Source organism: Acinetobacter sp. NRRL B-65365 (genome assembly GCF_001605865.1).
Taxonomy (GTDB): Bacteria; Pseudomonadota; Gammaproteobacteria; order Pseudomonadales; family Moraxellaceae; genus Acinetobacter; species Acinetobacter vivianii.
Genome location: NZ_LRPD01000004.1, coordinates 1 through 22157 on the forward strand (window position 1 = coordinate 1; position 22157 = coordinate 22157).

Sequence of the window (22157 nt, forward strand, 5' to 3'; positions counted from 1 at the left end):
TTCTACAGCATTTCAGGTCACACGCAAGCACTTTTAAAAATTAAATTATTCGGTTGTTTTCTTTTTAAACTTTAACTTATCTAATTCACTGATTTATATAATTTAAAATTTATTCATTATCTTAAAAAATAATTTAAAGGCACAAAAAAACGTATAACCCGTTATTATTTAATGACTTTTAATTAAAATCGTTTTAATTAACATCAAAAATTTCTTAAAGTTGATCATTTCTTTAGCAGATTCATTTTATTTTTTATTTATAAAAGCGCTTTCAGCTAAAAATTAGCTTTAAAAAAGATGCTCCAAAAAGAAAACAACGGTTTTGAAATGCTCAAAACCGTTGTTTCTATTGTTTCAGTACGAATCTTTGATTAAGAGTTTGTACCTCGTACAACATTCAAGAAGTAAAGATGACGTTCATACTGATCAATAATGTCCTGAATTAAATCTTCTTGGGTCCAATCCATGACATCGTAGTTTTGACCACCTTCTCTCAAGAATACTTCAGCTTGGTAATATTGAGCTTCGTCAGCGTCACCTTGCCCAAGCATAAAACTTGGCGGCACGGTCTCATGAGCATATACCGTATAGATGAAGTTAATCTCATGATGATGATCAACACGCAATTGCAAGCCTTGTTCAGTATTTTCAATATTCACTTCAAGATGACGGCGTTTAAATTCTTTCTGAATACTTTCAAACGCTTTTCTCACCTGAGTATCAATATAGTTTCTTACCTCAGCTTCAGTATGCGGGTAATGCATAATCAGACCTAAACGTTGCTGCCAACTACGAGGATTATGAATTGCCCGTGGTGTAATACGCGCTTCCTGAATAGCTTGCATTTTGGTCACATCGATTTTTAAGGCCTTCAATAAACCCCAACTCATCAATAACATCACTAAAGTAAACGGCAAGGCACTCATAATGATGGATGCTTGCAACGCAGCGAGACCACCCACCAGAAGTAGAATAATTGCCAAAGCCGCCATCAATACCGTCCAGAACAGTCTTTGCCAAGCCGGCGAGTTTTCTGTTTTAGCGGTCAGATAGTCCGTCACTAATGCACCAGAGTCGGCAGAGGTCACAAAGAACAGCATCACCAGTACTGTTGCCAGTAAACTCATCACACCCGAAAACGGTAAATGATTCAGGAATTCAAATAAGGCAACTGAAGAATCATTTTGTACAGCTTGAATCAGGGTGACATTGTGTTCTTGCAAAATACTGAACAGTGCGGCATTCCCCAAGAAGCCCATCCAGATGATAGTAAAGCCCGTTGGAATCAGTAATACACCGACGATAAACTCACGGATGGTTCGACCACGTGAAACCCGTGCAATAAACATCCCGACAAATGGCGACCAAGAAATCCACCATGCCCAATACATGATCGTCCAGCCGCCAATCCAGCCATTCGGTTGGTAGGCATATAAGTTAAACGTCATGCTAAACAGGTTGGAAATATAAGAACCTGTGTTTTGAATGGTTGTTTGCAATAAGTAGATACTTGGCCCTGCAATAAAGACAAAGGCCAACAGCACTAAAGCCAAGATCAGATTCAGTTCAGAAAGACGCTTCACGCCTTTATCCAGTCCTAAGAACACAGATAAAGATGCCAAGGCACTGACAAAGATAATCAGAACAACCTGAACATTGCTACTTTGCTCGATACCAAAGAGATAATGTAAACCCGAGTTAATCTGGGTAACACCGAAACCTAAAGAGGTCGCAACACCAAATACCGTACCAATAGTGGCAAAAATATCGATGCTATCGCCCAAAGGACCATAAATCTTTTTACCAATAATTGGATATAAAGCGGAACGGGTTTTTAACGGGAGATTATGACGATAGGCAAAGTAAGCAAGCGCCAACCCGACAACTGCATAAATTGCCCAGGCATGTAAGCCCCAATGGAAAAAGGTGATGCGTAAGGCTTGCTGCGCCGACTCTACACTTTCAGGATCACCGCTCGGTGGACTGATATAGTGCATGACGGGCTCCGCCACGCCAAAGAACATCAGACCGATCCCCATCCCAGCAGTAAATAGCATGGCAAACCATGAGCCATTGCTATATTCAGGCTGACTGTGATCAGGTCCTAATTTGATTTTTCCGCTGGCGGAACAGGCAATATAAATCAGTAGAATCAAAAAGACGGCGACTGATAAAACATAAAACCAGCTAAATGAATCGGTGATCCATTGTTTAAGCTGCTGTGTAAGAAGTTCAAAGGAACTTGGTGCAACAATGACGATTGCGAGAAAAATCGCAATAATGATCACCGTGCTTAAAAACACGTTTGGATTCACATTCGCAAACAGCGAAGATGGCTTGGAAGGCATAATTCCCCCACGTTATTCTAATGATAATGGACAGGCCATAACAGCCAAAATAAGACATTCACAACGTGAATAAAAGCGAGTTCATGTAATGTAAAACTCGTGCTCTAGTATAAAAAATATCAAGAATAACGCAGTTGTAATGCTGTAACAGGATATAAAATAAAACAGTAAGATTTTGATTTTATATAGATAAAGCTAAAATTTCAGCAATCTAAACGACACAGGGCATTCTCTACAAATGCCCAATCACCCCTTGCTCAGTCAACGCTACCAAGACCTCTGCTGAACAAGATTTTGCTAAAACCTGTTGGGTATGCTCTCCCAAACGGGGCGGTGCAAGACGATATTCCACAGGTGTCTCAGACAACTTCAATGGCGACGCAATCATTTTAAATTGCCGATATTGTGGATGTGGAATCGACACTACCATTTCCCGTGCTTGTACTTGCGGTTCTTGCAAGGCCTCATCCACATTATTGATCATACCTACAGGTACTTTAACGGCATGAATCCGCTCTACCCAGTATTGTGCAGATTGCGTGAGAAAATGCTGATCCATTAAAGTGGTCAATTCCCCACGATGCGCAATCCGATCCTGATTGAATCGAAACTTGGGATGCGCTGCCCATTCAGCTTGACCGATGGCCTGACACAAGGATTTAAACTGGGCATCATTTCCGCACGCAATAATAAAGTCCTTATCTTTTGCCTTAAAGGTTTGATAAGGCACAATATTGGCATGGGCATTCCCCCAACGTTTCGGTGCCTGACCTGTGATCAAATAGTTCATGCCATGATTGGCTAAGCCTGCGACCTGCACATCGAGTAAGGACAAATCAATATGCTGTCCTTTGCCTGTTGTTTGACGCGCCCAAAGCGCTGCCTGAATCGCAATGGTGGCATACAACCCTGTTTGTAAATCTGTGACTGCAACGCCAACTTTTTGTGGGCCTCCCCCTGCCAGATCATCCTTTTCACCAGTAATGCTCATCAATCCCGCCATGCCCTGAATCACAAAATCATAACCAGGTTCAGATGCACGCGGCCCTGTTTGCCCAAAGCCCGTAATGGAGCAATAGACCAATCTCGGATTGATTTCACTCAGACTGGCATAGTCCAGCCCGTATTTGCGTAATGAACCGACTTTATAATTTTCAATCAGCACATCACTGTCCTTGACCATTTCTCTGAGCAAGGCTTGGCCTTCTTTTGAAGCAATATCAATGGCGACCGAGTATTTATTCCGATTGGCAGACTGATAATACCCCGCTTCGCGTGTAGGTTGTCCTGCATCATCTTTCATCCACGGTGGTCCCCACATACGGGTATCATCACCTGTGTGAGGACGTTCAATCTTGATCACTTCAGCGCCTAAATCGGCCAGAATCTGACTACACCACGGCCCTGCTAATACTCGGCTGAGATCCAGTACACGTAAACCGGTTAACGCACCCATCCTGTTCCTTCCTTATCATTGTTGTGAATCGTATTAACGAACCCGCTTACACAGCCTTGGTCGATATTTTTAGGCATGAATTTGCCTTAAGACACACCCGAAAGCGTATCTTTGCGTTCAACAAGTGATGAATTTTTAGTTAGAAAATGCAGCGATGCCTGTTTGTGCACGCCCAAGAATCAAGGCATGCACATCATGAGTTCCTTCATAGGTATTCACCACTTCTAAGTTGACCAGATGACGTGCCACACCAAATTCATCACTGATGCCATTGCCGCCCATCATGTCACGTGCCAGTCGGGCAATTTCCAGCGCTTTACCACAGTTATTGCGTTTGATCAGCGATGTGCCTTCGACTGAAGCAATGCCTGCATCTTTCATTTGCCCAAAACGCAAAGCGGCTTGTAGCCCCAAGGCAATTTCAGTTTGCATATCTGCCAATTTTTTCTGGATGAGTTGATTGGCTGCCAGAGGTCGCCCGAACTGTTTACGATCCATGGTGTATTGATGTGCAGTATGCCAACAGAATTCAGCAGCACCCATTGCACCCCATGCAATACCGTAACGGGCACTATTCAGGCAGGTAAATGGCCCTTTCAGACCGCGCACCTCAGGAAACGCATTTTCTTCTGGTACAAACACCTGATCCATCACGATTTCACCGGTAATCGATGCACGTAGTCCGACCTTGCCATGAATGGCTGGTGCAGAGAGTCCTTCCCATCCTTTTTCCAAAATAAATCCGCGAATCTCTCCGACATTGCCCGCTTCAGAAACTTCTTTGGCCCAAACCACAAATACATCTGCGATTGGACTGTTGGTAATCCACATTTTACTGCCACTGAGACGATAACCGCCTGCAACTTTTTTGGCACGGCATAGCATGCTTCCTGGATCAGAACCGTGGTCAGGCTCAGTCAATCCAAAACAGCCAATGTACTCGCCTGACGCCAGCTTAGGCAGGTATTTCTGTTTCTGAGCTTCGGTGCCAAATTCATCAATTGGCACCATCACTAACGAACTTTGCACACTGGCCATAGAGCGATAGCCAGAATCTACGCGTTCAATCTCGCGTGCAATCAAACCATAACTGACGTAGTTCAATCCTGCTCCACCGTACTGCTCTGAAATAGTTGGGCCTAATAGACCTAGCTCACCCATTTCCCGAAAAATACTTGGATCTGTTTTTTCATGGCGGAATTGTTCCAGTACGCGTGGCATGAGTTTGTCTTGACAATAGGCCTGAGCGCTATCCCGAATCATGCGTTCTTCTGAGCTGAGTTGCTGTTCGAGTAAAAATGGATCTTGCCAGTTAAAAGAGACACGCTTTCCTTGATTTGCCATGACTTTTATCTTCCTTTTGAGCAATCTGAATATCAGTGATGCAGTTGATGCTAGGCCAGATTATAGCTTCAGGCAAACGATGTTTTTTCATACAGCTATGCGTTTTATGCATAGCTCAATTGAAACGGACTCCATTATTCTGTTAAAAATACAGCAGAGAATAATGTATAACACTTGAATTATCCCAACCTCATGGTTCTTTTTGCAGGTAACACAAGGACGCTGTTATGCGACGTATGATTCCTTCACTCCAGTCATTGATTTGTTTTGAAGCCGCTGCCAAACATAAGACCTATACCCATGCGGCACAGGAACTCAGCATGACCCAAAGTGCGGTTTCCCGACAGATTCAGCAACTGGAAGAGTTTCTTAATCTGCCCTTGTTTCATCGGGTCCGACATGGGGTAGAACTGACCATTGCGGGGGAACAATATCTCAAAAATATCAAGACGCATTTGCTGGGGCTGGAACACAGCACGCTCGACCTGATGTCACATCAAGGTTTAGGTGGCACGCTTAAATTGGGGGTGGTGCCAACCTTCGCAACGCGCTGGCTGCTACCACGCCTACATCGTTTTAATGAAAACTATCCCGAAATCACCATTCATCTTGAAACCAGCACCAAGCCGTTTTTATTCAGTGAACAGATTTTTGATGCCGCCATCTATGCAGGTACGCCCGCTCAAGTTGAAAATTGGCCCGGAACGACTGCACATTTTTTGATGCAAGAAGAAGTGGTTGCTGTTTGCTCGCCGATGCTGATCAAAAAGTTCTTCCCTGATCTGATTCAAGATGCATCGCCATCGACACTGGATCTGACTGCGGCACAACTCTCTCAACTGCCCTTATTACAACAGACCACTCGCCCCGCGATTTGGAAAGAATGGTTCGACAGTCTGGGCTATAACGCACCCTATGCGATGGAAGGTCAACGTCATGAACTATTTTCCATGCTGGCCGTTGCCGCTACTCACCATCTTGGCGTGGCCTTGATTCCACAAATGCTGATTGAAAAAGAACTGAATCGAGGAGAATTGATCATCGTGTCATCGCACAAACTCAGCGGTTCGCGTTGCTATTATTTTGTTTATGCTGAACAGCCGCATAACCCGATTATGTTGAAATTCATCGAATGGCTGGAACAGGAAACTGCAACCCGCTTCATCTCAACATCGGATTACTGATTTTTGGGTAAATGCGCAATATATTGCAATGCAATCAAACGGGATACCACCACGGCGAGGTACATCACCCCACCAAACATTTGTAACATTGCCAGGACTCTGGCGGCTGGGCTCATCGGCATCAAGTCAGATAAACCTGTTGCCGATTGCAGACTAAAACTTAAGAACAGCAGATCCAGCCAACTTTGTAAGGCTTGGGGCTGATTGGGATTCAGGAAACTATTCGGCAAAAGTAGCTGACAAATACTGTATAAAAAAGCAAAGGCCCAAGCGATCAGGGTAAATACGGCACCTGCTGCAAATAGCTCATCTTTGGTCAGATAACGGTCGGCAAACATATAGCGCAACAAGCCATAAGCCGCATAGAAATAGGCCAAAGCCTCAAAACTATAGGCCATAATTTGAATGGTCGGTGTGGCGTAACCAATAAAGAGCATAATCGAAAATAGGAAGGCACCACTGACAAAAACCAAGCCCCAAAAGGTAAATACAGGTGTTTGTCGAATCACCTTGGCAATAATCAATAAGGCCAAAACGCCCATTGACCAAGTTAAGGCACGATATTCACTATCACCATAGGTCAGCATATAGAGAACCAATAAAGCCAGTTGAACCAGCAACAACCATGCAGATGGCAATAAACGAAACGTACTCCAGAATTGTTTTAAGCTTTGCATGTGGTATTCCTGAATCTTGTTATGGTTTTCATTTTTGTTGAGTGCATCATACTGCATCTAAAAAAGAAACGATCATTTTAGAGAGTTCTTGTTGCAGGCGTTGTTCTTCAATAAGAAAAGTATTTTTACTGGCATAACGCATCATGGTAAATAAGGTACTGTTAATAATCACAAAAGACTTATGTTTTAAGGTCTCAAAATCCCAGTGCGGATAATAACGCCCGAATAAATACATGCCGACTTCTAAAAAGTGCTGCTCTAAAACTTGTGCCGCTTCCGAATCACTATAAGCATGCCAGTTTTTTAAGATTTCGATAAAAAAGCCTTGATCAGACTTTAGCGATTCAAAGCCAAAGGCAATACTTAATGTGATGATGTCCTGAATAGAAGTTTGCTGTTGTAGCATCACCAGTTGCTTGACTGCCTGTCCCAAATTTTCACTTTTACGCAGTAACAGTTCCGCGATGATTTGTTCTTTATTTTCAAAATACTGATAAATCGATCCGACACTCACCCCTGATTTTTCAGAGATTTTAGGCGTGGTCACCTGCAAAACCCCATATTCAGAAATACATTTCTGTGCCCCTTCCAAAATGCTTTCAACGATCATTTTGGCGCGTTGCTGCTGCGGTCGTTTTCTCATGCTCAGCCTCAATTGAAATGCGAATTGAATGCGAATAATTATTCATATTAAGCTTTGATTAAATAACAATCAGGGACTTTATGCAATGCAAAGCATCGTTAAACCTAAACGCTTGGCGGCGTTTGAAGACATGATTCAGCGCAATATCAAAACGAAAATCCTCAATTATATGACCCGACAGGAAGTTCAGCCGAGTTATCAGGAATATCTTGACTTGAATACAGCCCTGCAAAGTGGTGATGAACCGATGGATCAGGTGCTGCTTTGGGTACTACAAAATCCTAAACTGCATCGTAAATACTTTGAAACGGCACTTTATGAGGGCTTAGACAAATTACCGCATGAAATTCCTGAACTCACCACATTCTTCCAACTGGTGGAACGAAAACCTGATTGGTATGAGCAAGCCAAAGTCGATGAAGCACTTAAGTTTACTTATCGTTTAGGCATTAATAATGGACTGATCCTACGGGATTTATCCTTAATGACTGGCTATATGTATCCGGGATTTAACCAACCTCTGATCCTGACCGGTGCATTAAAGAAACAGGCGGGAACTCGTCTCGCTGAAACCACCAAATGGTGGGTCGATATCACCGAAGCAGATGGTTTTTCACGTTTTAGTAAAGGTTTTACCTCCACCATTTTTGTACGTTTTATTCATTCACTGGTTCGTCATCAACTGCAAAAATCAGAGAAATGGGATACTGAGACTTGGGGCCTACCGATCAACCAATACGATCAGGCCATGACCAATATTGCCTTTAGTGGTGTAGTACTGATCGGTATTCGTGCTTTGGGGATTTTTCCGAGCAAGCAGGAAGTCGATAGCTTTTTACATTTCTGGAAATATGCAGGCTGGTTAATGGGTGTTGAGGAAAAATGGCTGGTCGATCATGAGGCAGAAGGCTGGAAACTGATTTACTGGATGCAATTTGCCCATCCACAGTCCGATGCCAGTAGCATCTCACTCGGCTCAAGTCTTTCCAAAGAGCCATTCGAACGCAAATATCGCTTTCTAAGGACTTTCCAACAAAAACTGGCATATAAACAGCATTTAGAAATTACCCAGTTTTTTATTGGTCGCAAGAAAATGCAGAAGTTAGGTTTAGCTCCACAATCAGCAGCTTGGTTTGCTTATTATCTGATTGGTCGAAATTTAGCGCTGTATACCAGTGCCAAACATATTCCAAAATTAAACCGTTTTCTTGAACAAAATGGGCGTCATTTACAACGTATTGGCTTGTCGCTCTATCGCAATCAGTCACAGCAACTGGCGAGCATGCATCAATAAGCCATAAAAAAAGCCCTCAATCAATGAGGGCTTTTTTAGCTCAAGCGAATTAGTGATCTGACGCGCCTGAAGCACCGATACCTGTCATTGAGCGAACAAACTGAGCATCAAAGGCTTTACGCTCTTTCTCTGCACGTGCTGACTTGTCAGTGACAGAGAAGAACCAGCAGCAGAAGAATGAAAGTGGCATTGCAAATAATGCTGGGCCATTGAATGGGTTTGGCGCAGTTTCAGAAATAGCCAAGGTATCTACCCAAACCGCTTTAGATAGAATGATCAGGCTCACCGCACCAACTAAACCTACGACACCACCAATCACTGCACCACGTGTTGTTAAGCCTTTCCAGAACATTGATAACACGAGTACTGGGAAGTTTGCACAACATGCCACCGAGAATGCCAAGCCAACCATAAAGGCAACGTTTTGTTTCTCGAACAAGATACCCAAAATCATGGCGAAGATCGCTAAACCTAAAGTTGCGATTTTTGACATTTTCAATTCAGATTCAGGTGTTGTTTTGCCTTTCTTGAATACGTTGGCATAAAGGTCATGTGAAATTGCAGATGCACCTGACAGCGTTAAACCTGCAACCACCGCAAGGATTGTTGCGAATGCGACCGCTGAAATGAAGCCCATGAACAAGTCACCGCCCACAGCATCACTCAAGTGAACTGCCGCCATGTTGTTACCGCCCACCAACTCTAATTTGCCTGTCACTGCTGCTTTCGCAAGATCAAGGAATTGCGGGTTATTTGCAACAAACAGGATTGCACCGAAACCGATAATGAAGGTTAAAAGATAGAAGTAACCAATAAAGCCCGTTGCCACCACAACTGATTTACGTGCTTCTTTGGCATCTTTCACCGTGAAGAAACGCATCAAGATATGCGGTAAACCAGCTGTACCAAACATCAAGGCAAGACCAAGTGAAAGCGCATCAATCGGGTTTGCCGTTAACGAACCTGGCCCCATGATTTTAGCGGCTTCATCCCAGCTCATGCTGTGCGCCTGGCTATACACATCAATGGCTTGATTGAACATATTGGTGAAGCTAAAACCAACTGCTTTCATTACCATAAATGCCATGAAAGTCGCACCACTGAGCAACATCACTGCTTTAATGATTTGCACCCACGTGGTTGCCAACATGCCACCGAAGATCACATACGCCATCATCAAGAGGCCCACGATCACAACTGCGATGTTGTAGTTCAAACCGAATAGCAGTTTAATCAACTGACCTGCACCCACCATCTGTGCAATCAGGTAGAACGCCACGACAACCAGTGAACTAAATGCTGCCAAGGTACGTACTGGCTTTTCTTCCAGACGGAACGACACCACATCGGATAAGTTATATTTACCCAAGTTACGTAAACGCTCTGCCACAAGGAACAAAACGATTGGCCAACCGACCATGAAACCGAGTGAATAGAGCAAGCCATCAAAGCCCGAACTGAACACCAATGCAGAAATACCCAAGAACGATGCGGCTGACATATAGTCACCAGCAATTGCCAAACCATTTTGGAAACCACTAATCCCGCCACCAGCGGTATAGAAATCTTGTGCAGACTGGGTTTGCTTCGCTGCCCATTTGGTAATGAACAATGTAAAACCGACAAAGATCGTAAACATAATGATCGCATGCCAGTTGGTCGCTTGCTGTTCAGCTGTACCTAAATCTGGACTGGCGAATGCAATACTTGTGCAGCAAAAGCTGAGCAGTGTGAACAGTATCGCTTTGAATGATGTCCCTTTCATCTCAGTGCATCCCTTTTTCATGTGCAATGGCCTCAACTTCCTTGAGGGCTTCTTCATTCAACTGGTCAAGCTTATTATTGGCAATGTAGGAATACACCCCACATAAAATAAATGACAACACAATAATGCCTAAACCGAGGGGAATACCCCAAGTGGTTACACCACCGCTAAATGAACTTGCTAAAAATTCTTTGTTATAGCCAACTAAAAGCATAAATCCAACGTAGATAAACAGCATGATTGCTGTTAATGTCCAACTTAATGTACGCTTTTTGCTGACCATTTCTTGAAACTTTGGATTATGTAGAATTCGATCTACCTGAGAATCATCCATAATCAACTCCTTATTTTTGTGTCCAACCGTGGACCCCTTTTTACGTGGGATTTTTCATTATCCAACTTAACAAGATTATGATTGACTCGTAACTTAGACTTTGGTCTCTAAATGCAAATCTCTACTCCTTGCTATACCCACGCTTCGGGTATGATAAAAAATGGAATTTGATCACGTGAGCAATATGAACAGTTGGCTTATTCTTGGGGTATTGGCCCTGTACATCGTGCTGTTATTCGGCTGTGCTTTTTTTGGTGAAAAGCACGCCAGCCGGTTAAGTACGCGTGGTCGGATGCTGCTGTTCAGCTTAACTTTGGGCGTATATTGCTCTTCATGGACCTTTTATGGCGCAACAGGCGCCGCGGTTCGCCAAGGCGTGATCTTTCTGCCGATTTATCTGGGGCCATTGCTATTTATCTGGTTTGGTTATGACATCTGGAAGCGCTTAGGCCGCATCCGTCAGCACCATGCTATTTCGTCAATTGCCGATTTTGTGGCGGCCCGTTACGGCAAAAGCGGAAGTCTGGCAGCACTGGTCACGATTCTTGCCGTCATTGCGATTGTGCCTTATCTGGCTTTGCAACTTCGCGCTATTGCACTTAGCGCCTCGGTGATTCTGGAGCAGAACGCACATATCCATACCACAACCAATAGTGTTCTGGTGCTGACGGCTGTACTGGCGATTTTGGCCATGATTTTTGGGACAAGGCATATTGCGCATACCGAACAGCACGGCGGTTTAATGCTAGCTGTTGCCTTTGAATCCTTTGTTAAGCTCTTTGCCCTGCTCTGTGTGGCGGCATTTTTCTTATTACAATCACCTGACAATATTAAACAGGTCAGTACCGATGTTCATCAGCATTTTCATGACCTGCAACAACTCGGTGTCCCTGAAACATTCTGGGTGCAAACGTTACTGGCTGGTCTAGCCATGATCTGCCTACCACGTCAGTTTCATGTGGCGGTGGTGGAATTACGGGATGAAAAACATATTCGTGGGGCACGTCGCTGGTTCGCGGCCTATCTGATTCTGACTGTGATTGCGATCATTCCAATTGCCAGCTGGGCGCTGCATTCTTTACCCGAATCGCTGGGGACACCAGACATTGCCGTACTGGCTTTACCGATGAGCTATCAGCAGGATTGGTTAGCACTTTTGGCTTTTCTGGGAGGCTTTTCAGCTTCGACTGGCATGCTTTTGGTTGCCTCTGTGGCATTGTCAATTATGCTCAGTAATGACCTGATCATGCCTGCCCTGTGGCGTTTTAAAATTATTTCCCGTCATGATCAGCATTTGCCTCGGGTGCTCAAACTCACCCGCCGCATTAGTATCATCAGCGTAATGTTACTGGGCTTTTTATTTTTCCATTTCTTTAATGATATCAACCAACTCTCTGTTTTTGGCTTACTGGCTTTTAGTGCGGTCGCACAATTTTCTCCTGCCTTGATTGGCGGCTTATACTGGCGTGGTGCAAGTCGTCAGGGTGTCTACGTCGGCCTGTTAATGGGCTTTGCTATGTGGAGCTACACCTTACTGTTCCCGACTGTACTGCGTAGCCTGCCTGATCACTATCAAGATTTTGCACAACATATTTTATTGTTTGGGCCTTTTAATATTAATGGTCTACGTCCAGAAGCCTTACTCGGATTTGAATCGTTTGCACCTCTGACGCATGGTGTGTTGTGGTCACTCGGCCTCAACGTGGTGCTTTATATTTGGGTATCGCGTCTCTACCGTCCAAGTGTAGCCGAACAAATTCAGGCGGAAAGTTTTTTCTATTATGAAAGCAAACCATTGCCTTCAGCCCAGTCTAATACTGACCTGACAGATCTACATCTGAATGCTGCACGACTTAAAGTCGGTGATTTACTAGCATTAGCCAAACGTGTCACAGGTGATAAACCAACGCTACAAGCTTTTCAGCAATTTTGTGAGCAAAATCATGTGGTTTTAAATGAAAATCATGTGGCAAATGGCATGTGGTGGCGCTTTACCGAGCAGTATCTGGCGGGGATTATTGGAGCTGCCTCTGCCCGTACGCTATTAACCACTGCCATGATTAATAATGGTCTGGCGCTGGGTCAAGTCGCCAATATTCTTGACCAAGCCTCGCAATGGCAGCGTTTTAATCAAAATTTATTGATGACCATGATCGATCACATGACACAAGGGGTCAGTGTGGTAGATAAAAATATGTGTCTGGTGGCATGGAACAATCAATACCTGAAGCTATTTGATTATCCAAAAGATCTGGTCTACGTCGGCTGCCCAATTGCAGACTTGATTCGCTATAACGCAGAGCGTGGTGAATGTGGGCCAGGCCCAGTTGAAGAACATGTGCGTAAACGACTGCACTGGATGAAAGTTGGCAGTGCCCATGAGTTCGAGCGGATTCGTAAAGATGGTTTGGTTATTCAAATGCGCGGCAACCCCATTGAAGGTGGTGGTTTCGTCACCACTTTTGCCGATATTACAGCATTCCGTGAAAATGAAGCCGTACTGGAAGAACGTGTCAGTGACCGAACCCAACAGCTTGCGAATGCGTTGACCGAACAGCAATTGGCACTGGAACAAGCCGATAAAGCCAATCAATCGAAAAGCCGTTTCTTGGCCGCAGCCAGTCATGATTTACTTCAACCGATGCATGCAGCACGTCTATTTAGTACCGCTTTAGAACAAAGTGTCCATTCCGCAGAAGATCAGCAGACCTTACAACAGCTGGATCGGGCACTTTACGGTGCAGAAAGTATGCTCTCTGCCCTACTGGATATTGCCCGTTTAGAAGGCGGTACTATTCAACCCAAACGCCAAGCCTATTCATTGCATGATTTATTGAACGATCTGGAATTACAGTTCAAATCCATTGCGGCCCAGCGCGATATTCAACTCTCCGTCCACGATACCAAGTTCTGGGTAGATACCGACCCTCAATGGATGCGACGAATTATCCAGAACTTTGTCAGCAATGCTTTACGTTATACAGCGCAAGGACGTGTGGTGGTTGGTGTGTTGCGTTCAGCCCAACGACCAAATCATATTCGTATTGGTGTGTGGGATACAGGGCCAGGGATTAATGAACAACAGCGCCTTAAACTGTTTCAGGAGTTTGAGCGTTGTGGGCATACTTCACCTTGGGGCGAACAAGGTCTAGGGCTAGGACTTGCGATTGTGCAGCGGATGACCAGCCTGCTGGATTTTCCCGTATATGTTTATTCTGAACTGGGCAAAGGCTCCTGCTTCATGATCGAAGTCCCTTTAGTGGAAGCACCTAAAATTCAAACGGCGACACCGCATGTGACGGCATTACAGCATACGGCCTATAAAGTCCTGTGTCTGGATAATGATGAAACCATTCTGGAAGGCATGCGAACACTGTTGAGCAAATGGGGCTATCAGATCTTCACGGCAACAGAACCTGAAGAGGCATTACGACTTATTGAGCAGGAAGAGATTCAGGTCTGGCTGATTGATCAGCATTTGAACCATGATCAACGTGGTTTGGACTTTATTGAACAATATCGTCCTGCACATATTCCAGTCGCATTGATCACAGCAGATTCTGATCCAGAACTGCCTCAATATTTAAAACAGCAGAATATTGTATTGCTGAAAAAGCCGCTTAAACCTGCTGGCTTACGTGCGTGGTTATCTGGTTTAAAAATCATGCCTATGCAATAAATGACAAAATATTTTGCAATATAGGCAAAAATCATCAAAAAGCAGCATTTTGAGCGATGATAAATTGACCAAAGTGCTCAAATGATAATTGGCTATGGCAAAAACGTTCACTTACATTAGTGAACGTTTGTACACTTACTTACAATTAATTAAGTTATTGTTTTTATTTTATAATTTTACCCTAAAAAACCATCCTACAACTTTAGTCGTATTCTACTTGCTTTCTTGATACCGCATAAATTGATCAAATTAATGGAAACCTATGTCTCATCGTGTTGGGTTTCTAGAAACAGACTGTCGAAAAGGACATTGATCATGAATAATAGTCACCCCACAACAGACCATACGTCACAACAGTTTTATCGCCAATACAGCGCGAATGCCTTATTACCGCAATTAGACTGGCAACAGATTTTTGCGCATAGCAAACTCGAAGAGACACATTTACATGCACTGGATACCCTCTATCAGGCGGCAGTTCCACTGGCGTTGAATGTATTCCATGAACTGAATTTTGATGTATTTGCTCCCGCAGCCTACCATCCACAAGGTTTGGGATTATTTGAAAAGCTGGCACAGCAAGAGCAGAAATTTTTAGATGCACTTGAAGCAGAATCTGCTCATCTCGGCCACGAAACACGCCATCAAATCTGGAGTATGCTGTTACGCGGCGGTGCAGTTCTGGTCTTTAAAGCGTGGTTAAGTCATGTCAAAGGCGATGAAAACCAACTGGACAAAAGCCAGTTTGATGAACTTTCCGACTTATTGTTTATCAAAACGCGTCCTGAACAATTGGCGCAGCTTTTAAAAGTCGATAGCAATGCACCGTTCACACATATTTTCCTGATGCATGATAATGATGTCTTCCTCGATCATTTTAATAGTCTGGAAACAGCCGCTTTATTTGTTGATTTAGGCGTTTACGATGCGGCATTTTTAAGCCTGCGTGATGACCGCGTGGCGGAATATCTCAAGAGTAAGGGTTACGTCACTCAAGAACAAATTGATGATTTGCAATGTGCATTGAATCCATTGTACTGCGATAGCCTAATGCCAAAACAGGATTGTCTGGCTTAGCGCTAAAATAAAACAAGGTGGACTGATCCACCTTGTTTTTGTATGGCTTAGAACTTCATGCTCATACGCATCCAGTAGTTGCGTCCAATATTGTTGAACTGCTCACTCGCTCCATAACCAAACATGGAAGCTCCTGCTTTATTGAGGTGTTCGGTATAAGTTTTATCTAGCACGTTATCAATACCAACTGATACATCAACAGCATTTGTTAACTTATATGTACCATTCAAAGCCAAAGTATTAAATGCTTTGGTTTCAGTCATGTCATAACCAACTATATTTCCTTCATTCAGGCTTATACGATTTTGTTTAGCAACAGCACGCCATAATAAGCCCAAGCTATATTTCTCCTCAATATAACGAAGATTAATACGTCCTTCCAAAGGGGCTATCTGCGGTAAGGCACGACCATCCGAGGTATTTTTACCCCATGCATACATCGCTGAAACATCTGCCTGAATATGATCGGTAAATTGATAACCGACTCCAGCTTCAGCGCCTGCAATGGTAGCATCGACATTCCTTGCCAATGGAGAGCGGTCATTGGCACCATTATATTGCAACAAGATATAGTCTTTAATTAAACCTGCATATGCAGATGCCCATGTACTCCATGCGCCATGTTCAGCCTGAAAACCCATATCCAACTGAGCTGTACGTTCTTTTTTCAGATTATCTAAATTATTAATCATACGATAACTGATGTTACCCATCATATCTTTTGTCTCTACACCATGATCTGTTGAGGTGTTATAGAGTTCCCAAAAATCTGGAGTACGTTCAACATAACCAAGTCCTGCATAGGTTTTCACACCATGTTCAGGCAAAGTTTTTTCGATACGAATAAAACCACTCGGATTAGTATCACTGCGATTCTTTCCATTTTTCAGACTATCAATTTTAACTTGATCAACACGGGCACCTGCTACCCATTTCTGATTCGCATCTATGTTATAAGTCCATTCACTAAATGCGCCATAAGACTGGAATTTAAGATCGTTACTAAAGGGCAAATTATGGTCTGGCATCGCATACATGATCATATTGCCGCCATGCTTGTTGTGCTGGGTATCAACCCCAGATACGACGCTGAACTTGTCCCAATCAGTCGTCACCGCTAAACGAGTGTTTAGGGTACGACGAGCCACCTCCATTTCCATCTTGCCTGGCATCCCAGATGGGGGGGTACGTAAACGGAAATTATCCATAATGTGGTTGTTATAGCTATAATCAACCTGTGCTTCGATCTTTTTAATTACGTCCGTTACATTTTTATGTTCCGCATGTAAACCCAAGCTTTCACGCTTAAATTGAGAACCATCCATTCCACGACCTGCATAAGCCGCTTCACCATCACCTTTACCCGCACGTAGTTCTAGCCATGAGTCCTCTGTCGGTTTCCAGCCCAAAGCCAGATCAGCATTCCAGCGTTTCCAATTTGAATGAACGGTCTGATCATCACCATCTTTATAGTCATTCGCTTCTGAACGATTGGCATTTAAACGGGCATATTTAGACTCATCGCCTATGGCAGCTTCAACATTATGATCAAGACGACCATATGAACCAACCACAACACTGGCCTGACCACGATAAGGCTGATCTTTGCTAAGTTGCTCAGGTTGACGTTCAAAAATCACGGTTGCTGCAGAACCAGGGGTTGCATATTGCACCGTTTGCGGCCCTTTGATTACCGTAATTTTGTCAAAGCTTTCAGGCTGAATATACGAAGTTGGTGCATCCATTCTCGACGGGCAAGCACCCAGATTTTCACTGCCGTCCACGAGCATTTTAATACGTGACCCAAACATGCCTCGGAAAGTCACATCACCATTAGTTCCGCCATTTTTAATCGCATTAAAGCCCATAATGCTTTGTAAATAATCGGCTCCATCCGTTGCTGGGACTGGCTGAATCGGCTGTTTTGGATCGGCTTGTACTACCAAACCATTGCTCTCATTTGGTTGTTGGGCGGTTACCACAATCGGCGCAAGCGAAACAGGAGCATGTTCAGATGCGGATGAGTCGGCTGGATTTGCCCAAACCGTTACCGTATTTGAGGCAGCAAGGATCGCAACCGTGAGCGGTTGTAATAAAAATTTAGGTTGAGCCATGATAGGTCTCTCTTAAAACATAAGTAAAACTAGGCTAGAGTTTTGAAAACCCTAATGAAAATGACGTTTTAATTTATGCAAAGAGTGGCGGGGCTCGCCCTTGGGGCAACAGAAATAACCGTTGTAGTGCAAAATAAACATGCTTAAACGCTTGCTGATAAGCAACTAAACGGATTTGAATCCGAACCAGCACTTCTTTCACACCAAATTCAGGCGGCAGGACCAGATTGGCATAAACCGTACAGTACTGACATTGGTGATTAGGATCATGATGGTCATGATGCGGCATCGAAACCTGAGCATGCTCAAGCTGATGTTCATGAGGATGTTGTGCCGAATGGCTCTGGGTACTTTGTAGTTTAGGTAACAGAAGCGCTTGGGTGATGGTTTCACACACAGGCGCAATCTGATATTGCTTCGGAAGGAGCGGCTGCAAGAAAACCGCAATCTGTAAACAGACCGCGGTTAAAGCCAGCAACAACCCACAACGAAACAAGGACAACATCTGTTAATTCATCGTCGTTACAGTTTAACGTTTAACTGCAACTTTCTCTTTATCGCGTTGGCGCACCACTTTTTCCACTTTTTCACGTGCACGCTGACGTTTTAAAGGCGATAAATAATCGACAAAAAGTTTGCCATTTAAGTGATCCATTTCATGTTGGATACAAACAGCGAGAAGTTCGTCAGCTTCTAACTCAAATGCTTGACCTTCAAGGTTAATTGCCTCGATTTTTACGCGTGACGGACGCTCAACTTTGTCGTATATTTGAGGCACAGAGAGACAGCCTTCTTCATAAGGCTGAGTATCTTCGGTCAGTGGAATGACTTTGGGGTTAATGAACACCATCGGTTGGTTTTTCTCTTCCGAGATGTCCATAACAATAAGCTGAATATGATGATCAACCTGAGTTGCCGCCAAACCGATACCTGGTGCTTCATACATGGTTTCAAACATATCTGCTGCAAGCTGACGAATTTCATCAGTGACTTCTTCGACTGGCTTGGCAATGGTACGAAGGCGGGGATCAGGAAAACTTAAAATAGGTAATAAGGCCATACTGTCGTCCTCACTTATGCCATTGATCAAAAAACCAACTGAAGGGAATGCTTGATCAAAAAAATTGTGTGTAAAGTCGTTATTATAGCGCAACTACACACATAATTTTTAGGAATTATGATAATGAAAAAGGTTTTAAACGGCATACCATCATTTCATGCCTTGGGGTTAAAAAAACAACTGATTGCAGCTGCAATTTGTGCAGGAGTGGGGATGAGTGTCAATTTTGCGCATGCAGCCAGCCCGAATGTTAGCCCACCTGCGGTGAAAGTAGGTGCTCCGCATGTCTATGTGGTGAAAAAAGGCGATACACTCTGGGATATCTCGGGTAAATTTTTAAAGAAGCCATGGCGCTGGCCTGAAATCTGGGCAAGCAACAAGCATGTCAAAAATCCACACTGGATTTATCCAGGGGATCGCCTATTACTCTGTAGTCTGAACGGTAAGCCGTTGATTGGTAAAGATGAAGGTGATGGCTGTGACGGTATTATTCGCCGCTATACAGGCAATACGTCTACCCTGCGCCCACAAGTTCGTGTTGAAGCACTGAACAATAGCGTGCCTGTTATTCCATTGACACATATTCAGCAATGGTTAGAGCGCACTTCTGTGTTGCCAGCAGACGCGATTGCCAATACACCTTATATTCTAGGCACTGCCGATAACCGTGTTATGGCAGGTAAAGGCCAGAGTGTTTATGTGCGTGGCCAAGGCCTTGAAAATGGCCAGCGCTACGGCGTATTCCGTGAAGGTGAACCTTATGTAGTACTGGATCAGAATGGTAAAAAACAAAATCTTGGCGTTGAACTGACTCAAGTTGCCTCAGGTGTGGCGATTCGTAGTGAAAATGACATTACTACGGTTGAACTGACCGATAGCTATAATGGTGAAGTGCGTCGTGGCGACCGTGTTATGGCTGAACAAGATGCCATGCTTCCAACTCTGTTCTATCCAACCGACGCCAATCAGGTCAAAGATGGCGGTAAAATTATCCGTGTGATGGGTTCTATCGGTACAGCCGCAAAAAATGGTGTCGTAACCGTGGATCGTGGAACGGTTGATGGTGTTGAGGTCGGTCAGGTATTTAGTATCTATCAAGATGGTGAAACTGTTCGTGACCCAAAAACCAAAGAACAAGTGAAACTACCTGGACAATATTTGGGTAGTGTCATGATCTTCAAGAGTTTTGACCGTATCAGCTATGCCTATGTACTCGAAAGCGAGTTACCAATTAAGCTTGGCTCAGACATCAAACCACCACGTCTTGACGATTAAGGCCTAAGATGTTGAATCAATTATCGCCTCATCACTACCATACTGTGCTGGTGTGGTACTTGGTTCAACATTCGCTTTCCAGCTTCCAAAAGATCCAACAGCGTTTCGGTAGCTGTGAACAGGCCACACAAAGTCATCGTTTTGCAGAATGGTCTCAACTTGGCCTGCATACCAATCATTTAAAACGTTTAGCGGAATTCCAGACAGCACAAGGCCAGCAACAGTTTGAACAACTGGTTCAACTGATTTGCCACCATAGTGACTTTATTTTAACGCCCGAAGATATTGGCTATCCAACGCAACTGCTGCCTTATACAGATCGTCCACCTATTCTATTTGGGCAAGGTCAGGCGCAAGCGCTGTTACAACCTCAAATTGCCATGGTCGGCAGTCGAAAACCGAGCCCTCACGGGCGACAAGTTGCCTATGATTTTGCTTACTATTTAAGTGAAAAAGGTTTCTATATTAGTAGCGGTTTGGCTCATGGCATTGATCAAGCAGCCCATCAAGGTGGTCTAGTTCATCAGCGCACTATCGCAGTGACAGGTACAGGACTAGACACCGTCTACCCTGCCCAGCATAAACAACTGGCACAACAAATTACCCAGTCAGGCGCAGTGGTGACTGAATTTCTACCCACGACCATGCCTTTACAACAACATTTTCCACGACGGAATCGTATTGTCAGTGGCTTGAGTCTAGGGGTAGTGGTGGTCGAAGCTGCACTTAAAAGCGGCTCATTAATTACTGCTAATGAAGCTGCCAGTCAGGGAAAAATGGTGTTTGCCATTCCTGGACATATTTATAGTGAACATCATCAGGGCTGTCATCAGTTGATCCGCGAAGGTGCGATTCTGGTGGATCATCCCGAACAGGTGATTGAAGATCTGGCTTTACCCACACAATGGCAAGCCCAACAACAACCAGCAACAGATATTGCCTCTGCACCGCCAACGCTACCCGCCCATTTAATTGAGCTCTATCAGGTTTTAGACTGGGTTGGACAAGATCTGGATCAACTGGCGCAACGCTATTCTGCGCCTATTGCTGAATTAACAGCCCAATTAATGGAACTGGAATTACTCGGTTTAAGCATGCAACAGGCAGGACGCTATTTACGTTGCCGCCCAATGCATTAAACTAGTCACCTCTCCCTCTGCTATTGTATTGACCTCGCATGATCACCTCTTCTATTTCTGAAGCAGCACAACTTTTAAAACAAGGACAGGTTCTGGCTTACCCAACCGAGGCGGTCTGGGGTTTGGGCTGTGATCCCTACAATGAACAGGCTTTTCAGGAGATTCTGGAACTCAAACATCGTCCCGTTGAAAAAGGCGTCATTTTATTAGCAGGTCATTTAGATCAGGTAGCACATTTACTGCAAGGTTTAAGTAACGACATTCGTCAGCAAGTGATTCACAGCTGGTCAAATCGCCAGCCAACTGAACGAGCCACAACATGGCTATTACCTGCTGATCAACATATTCCAACATGGATCAAAGGTCAGCATCCTCTGGTGGCGGTGCGTGTCACCACCCATCCTTTATGCGTGCAACTGTGCCAGTATTTTAATGGATTCATTGTCTCGACCAGCGCCAATCCCGCAGGCCAGACACCAGCTCATAGTTTGGCAGATGCTCAAGCGTATTTTGCTGACGCATTACATTATCTAGAAGGCGATCTAGGATTGAGTCGGGAACCGAGTCGTATCCTCAATGCACTAACGGGTGAAATTGTTCGGGCTTGATGATTTAGGTGAATAGCGGACAAAAAAAAGCTCAGTTATATAGGGATAACTGAGCATAAAAAGGATGTGTATAATCACATCCAGAGGGTTCATCAATTCGGTAAGCAACTTATTCATTCTAAAATGAATCATTTTGCTGTGGCTGGTATTATGAGCCAAT

At 44.0% G+C, this 22157-nt stretch carries 17 protein-coding genes; 7 read left to right on the forward strand and 10 right to left on the reverse strand.

Going from position 1 to position 22157, the window contains the following annotated elements:
- Positions 1 to 371 precede the first annotated feature (371 nt).
- The 3 genes from AWW72_RS02315 to AWW72_RS02325 form a co-directional block, all read right to left on the reverse strand.
- On the reverse strand, positions 372 to 2348 hold the full coding sequence (locus AWW72_RS02315; RefSeq protein WP_062846319.1) for a glycine betaine transporter: 1977 nt from the start codon (positions 2346 to 2348) through the stop codon (positions 372 to 374).
- A 232-nt stretch (positions 2349 to 2580) separates the two neighbouring features.
- A complete protein-coding gene (locus tag AWW72_RS02320; RefSeq protein WP_005255645.1) occupies positions 2581 to 3804 on the reverse strand; it encodes a CaiB/BaiF CoA transferase family protein in 1224 nt (407 codons plus the stop codon).
- Positions 3805 to 3939: 135 nt separating this feature from the next.
- Positions 3940 to 5148 carry an acyl-CoA dehydrogenase gene (locus AWW72_RS02325; RefSeq protein ID WP_062846320.1) on the reverse strand — a complete coding sequence of 403 codons (1209 nt, stop codon included), beginning with the start codon at positions 5146 to 5148 and terminating at the stop codon, positions 3940 to 3942.
- Between the two features lie 227 nt (positions 5149 to 5375).
- Here AWW72_RS02325 and AWW72_RS02330 point away from each other — a divergent pair, with 227 nt between their 5' ends.
- On the forward strand, positions 5376 to 6332 hold the full coding sequence (locus AWW72_RS02330; protein ID WP_062846321.1) for a LysR family transcriptional regulator: 957 nt from the start codon (positions 5376 to 5378) through the stop codon (positions 6330 to 6332).
- Here the strand turns inward: AWW72_RS02330 and AWW72_RS02335 are convergent.
- Both AWW72_RS02335 and AWW72_RS02340 read right to left on the reverse strand, forming a co-directional pair.
- On the reverse strand, positions 6326 to 7009 hold the full coding sequence (locus tag AWW72_RS02335) for an ion channel (RefSeq protein ID WP_004773200.1): 684 nt from the start codon (positions 7007 to 7009) through the stop codon (positions 6326 to 6328). The genes AWW72_RS02330 and AWW72_RS02335 overlap by 7 nt on opposite strands.
- Positions 7010 to 7055: 46 nt before the next feature.
- Positions 7056 to 7652, reverse strand: coding sequence for a TetR/AcrR family transcriptional regulator (locus AWW72_RS02340; protein ID WP_004773202.1), 597 nt, complete (start codon positions 7650 to 7652; stop codon positions 7056 to 7058).
- Between the two features lie 85 nt (positions 7653 to 7737).
- Here AWW72_RS02340 and AWW72_RS02345 point away from each other — a divergent pair, with 85 nt between their 5' ends.
- Entirely contained in the window at positions 7738 to 8946 is a 1209-nt protein-coding gene (locus AWW72_RS02345) for an oxygenase MpaB family protein (RefSeq protein WP_062846322.1), read from the forward strand.
- Positions 8947 to 8995: 49 nt separating this feature from the next.
- Here the strand turns inward: AWW72_RS02345 and AWW72_RS02350 are convergent, their stop codons facing one another.
- Together AWW72_RS02350 and AWW72_RS02355 are read right to left on the reverse strand one after the other, a co-directional pair.
- Positions 8996 to 10711: a cation acetate symporter gene (locus AWW72_RS02350; RefSeq protein ID WP_062846323.1), complete on the reverse strand. Its 1716-nt coding sequence runs from the start codon at positions 10709 to 10711 to the stop codon at positions 8996 to 8998.
- A 1-nt stretch (position 10712) separates the two neighbouring features.
- A complete protein-coding gene (locus AWW72_RS02355) occupies positions 10713 to 11045 on the reverse strand; it encodes a DUF485 domain-containing protein (RefSeq protein WP_004773206.1) in 333 nt (110 codons plus the stop codon).
- A 184-nt stretch (positions 11046 to 11229) separates the two neighbouring features.
- Between AWW72_RS02355 and AWW72_RS02360 the strand changes: the two genes are divergently transcribed.
- The gene (locus tag AWW72_RS02360; protein WP_171254661.1) at positions 11230 to 14724 is read left to right on the forward strand and encodes a hybrid sensor histidine kinase/response regulator; all 3495 of its coding nucleotides are present in this window, start codon (positions 11230 to 11232) and stop codon (positions 14722 to 14724) included.
- 315 nt (positions 14725 to 15039) lie between these two features.
- Entirely contained in the window at positions 15040 to 15801 is a 762-nt protein-coding gene (locus tag AWW72_RS02365; protein WP_004773208.1) for a hypothetical protein, read from the forward strand.
- A 47-nt stretch (positions 15802 to 15848) separates the two neighbouring features.
- On the opposite strand, the gene AWW72_RS02370 is transcribed toward AWW72_RS02365, so the two are convergent.
- From AWW72_RS02370 to def, 3 genes are all read right to left on the reverse strand, one after another.
- The gene (locus AWW72_RS02370; protein WP_062846325.1) at positions 15849 to 17915 is read right to left on the reverse strand and encodes a TonB-dependent copper receptor; all 2067 of its coding nucleotides are present in this window, start codon (positions 17913 to 17915) and stop codon (positions 15849 to 15851) included.
- Positions 17916 to 17988: 73 nt separating this feature from the next.
- Positions 17989 to 18420 (reverse strand): DUF2946 family protein, encoded by a 432-nt coding sequence (locus AWW72_RS02375; protein WP_004773211.1) that lies wholly within the window; start codon positions 18418 to 18420, stop codon positions 17989 to 17991.
- A 24-nt stretch (positions 18421 to 18444) separates the two neighbouring features.
- The gene (gene def / locus AWW72_RS02380) at positions 18445 to 18975 is read right to left on the reverse strand and encodes a peptide deformylase (protein ID WP_004773212.1); all 531 of its coding nucleotides are present in this window, start codon (positions 18973 to 18975) and stop codon (positions 18445 to 18447) included.
- Positions 18976 to 19098: 123 nt separating this feature from the next.
- Between def and AWW72_RS02385 the strand changes: the two genes are divergently transcribed.
- Genes AWW72_RS02385 through tsaC form a run of 3 tightly spaced genes read left to right on the forward strand, consistent with a single transcriptional unit; the run spans position 19099 to position 21997 of the window.
- Positions 19099 to 20250 (forward strand): LysM peptidoglycan-binding domain-containing protein, encoded by a 1152-nt coding sequence (locus AWW72_RS02385; RefSeq protein ID WP_062846326.1) that lies wholly within the window; start codon positions 19099 to 19101, stop codon positions 20248 to 20250.
- 8 nt (positions 20251 to 20258) lie between these two features.
- On the forward strand, positions 20259 to 21389 hold the full coding sequence (dprA, locus tag AWW72_RS02390; RefSeq protein ID WP_062846327.1) for a DNA-processing protein DprA: 1131 nt from the start codon (positions 20259 to 20261) through the stop codon (positions 21387 to 21389).
- Between the two features lie 38 nt (positions 21390 to 21427).
- Positions 21428 to 21997: an L-threonylcarbamoyladenylate synthase type 1 TsaC gene (tsaC, locus tag AWW72_RS02395; protein ID WP_062846328.1), complete on the forward strand. Its 570-nt coding sequence runs from the start codon at positions 21428 to 21430 to the stop codon at positions 21995 to 21997.
- Positions 21998 to 22157: the final 160 nt, after the last annotated feature.

Bases quoted from the DNA above. Each gene is read 5' to 3' on its own strand.
- AWW72_RS02330 (WP_062846321.1), top strand. From the start codon at position 5,376: ATGCGACGTATGATTCCTTCACTCCAGTCATTGATTTGTTTTGAAGCC.
- tsaC (WP_062846328.1), top strand. From the start codon at position 21,428: ATGATCACCTCTTCTATTTCTGAAGCAGCACAACTTTTAAAACAAGGA.
- AWW72_RS02350 (WP_062846323.1), bottom strand. From the start codon at position 10,711: ATGAAAGGGACATCATTCAAAGCGATACTGTTCACACTGCTCAGCTTT.
- AWW72_RS02315 (WP_062846319.1), bottom strand. From the start codon at position 2,348: ATGCCTTCCAAGCCATCTTCGCTGTTTGCGAATGTGAATCCAAACGTG.
- AWW72_RS02365 (WP_004773208.1), top strand. From the start codon at position 15,040: ATGAATAATAGTCACCCCACAACAGACCATACGTCACAACAGTTTTAT.
- AWW72_RS02340 (WP_004773202.1), bottom strand. From the start codon at position 7,652: ATGAGAAAACGACCGCAGCAGCAACGCGCCAAAATGATCGTTGAAAGC.
- AWW72_RS02385 (WP_062846326.1), top strand. From the start codon at position 19,099: ATGAAAAAGGTTTTAAACGGCATACCATCATTTCATGCCTTGGGGTTA.
- AWW72_RS02325 (WP_062846320.1), bottom strand. From the start codon at position 5,148: ATGGCAAATCAAGGAAAGCGTGTCTCTTTTAACTGGCAAGATCCATTT.
- AWW72_RS02375 (WP_004773211.1), bottom strand. From the start codon at position 18,420: ATGTTGTCCTTGTTTCGTTGTGGGTTGTTGCTGGCTTTAACCGCGGTC.
- AWW72_RS02335 (WP_004773200.1), bottom strand. From the start codon at position 7,009: ATGCAAAGCTTAAAACAATTCTGGAGTACGTTTCGTTTATTGCCATCT.
- AWW72_RS02320 (WP_005255645.1), bottom strand. From the start codon at position 3,804: ATGGGTGCGTTAACCGGTTTACGTGTACTGGATCTCAGCCGAGTATTA.
- def (WP_004773212.1), bottom strand. From the start codon at position 18,975: ATGGCCTTATTACCTATTTTAAGTTTTCCTGATCCCCGCCTTCGTACC.
- AWW72_RS02355 (WP_004773206.1), bottom strand. From the start codon at position 11,045: ATGGATGATTCTCAGGTAGATCGAATTCTACATAATCCAAAGTTTCAA.
- AWW72_RS02370 (WP_062846325.1), bottom strand. From the start codon at position 17,915: ATGGCTCAACCTAAATTTTTATTACAACCGCTCACGGTTGCGATCCTT.
- AWW72_RS02360 (WP_171254661.1), top strand. From the start codon at position 11,230: ATGAACAGTTGGCTTATTCTTGGGGTATTGGCCCTGTACATCGTGCTG.
- dprA (WP_062846327.1), top strand. From the start codon at position 20,259: ATGTTGAATCAATTATCGCCTCATCACTACCATACTGTGCTGGTGTGG.
- AWW72_RS02345 (WP_062846322.1), top strand. From the start codon at position 7,738: ATGCAAAGCATCGTTAAACCTAAACGCTTGGCGGCGTTTGAAGACATG.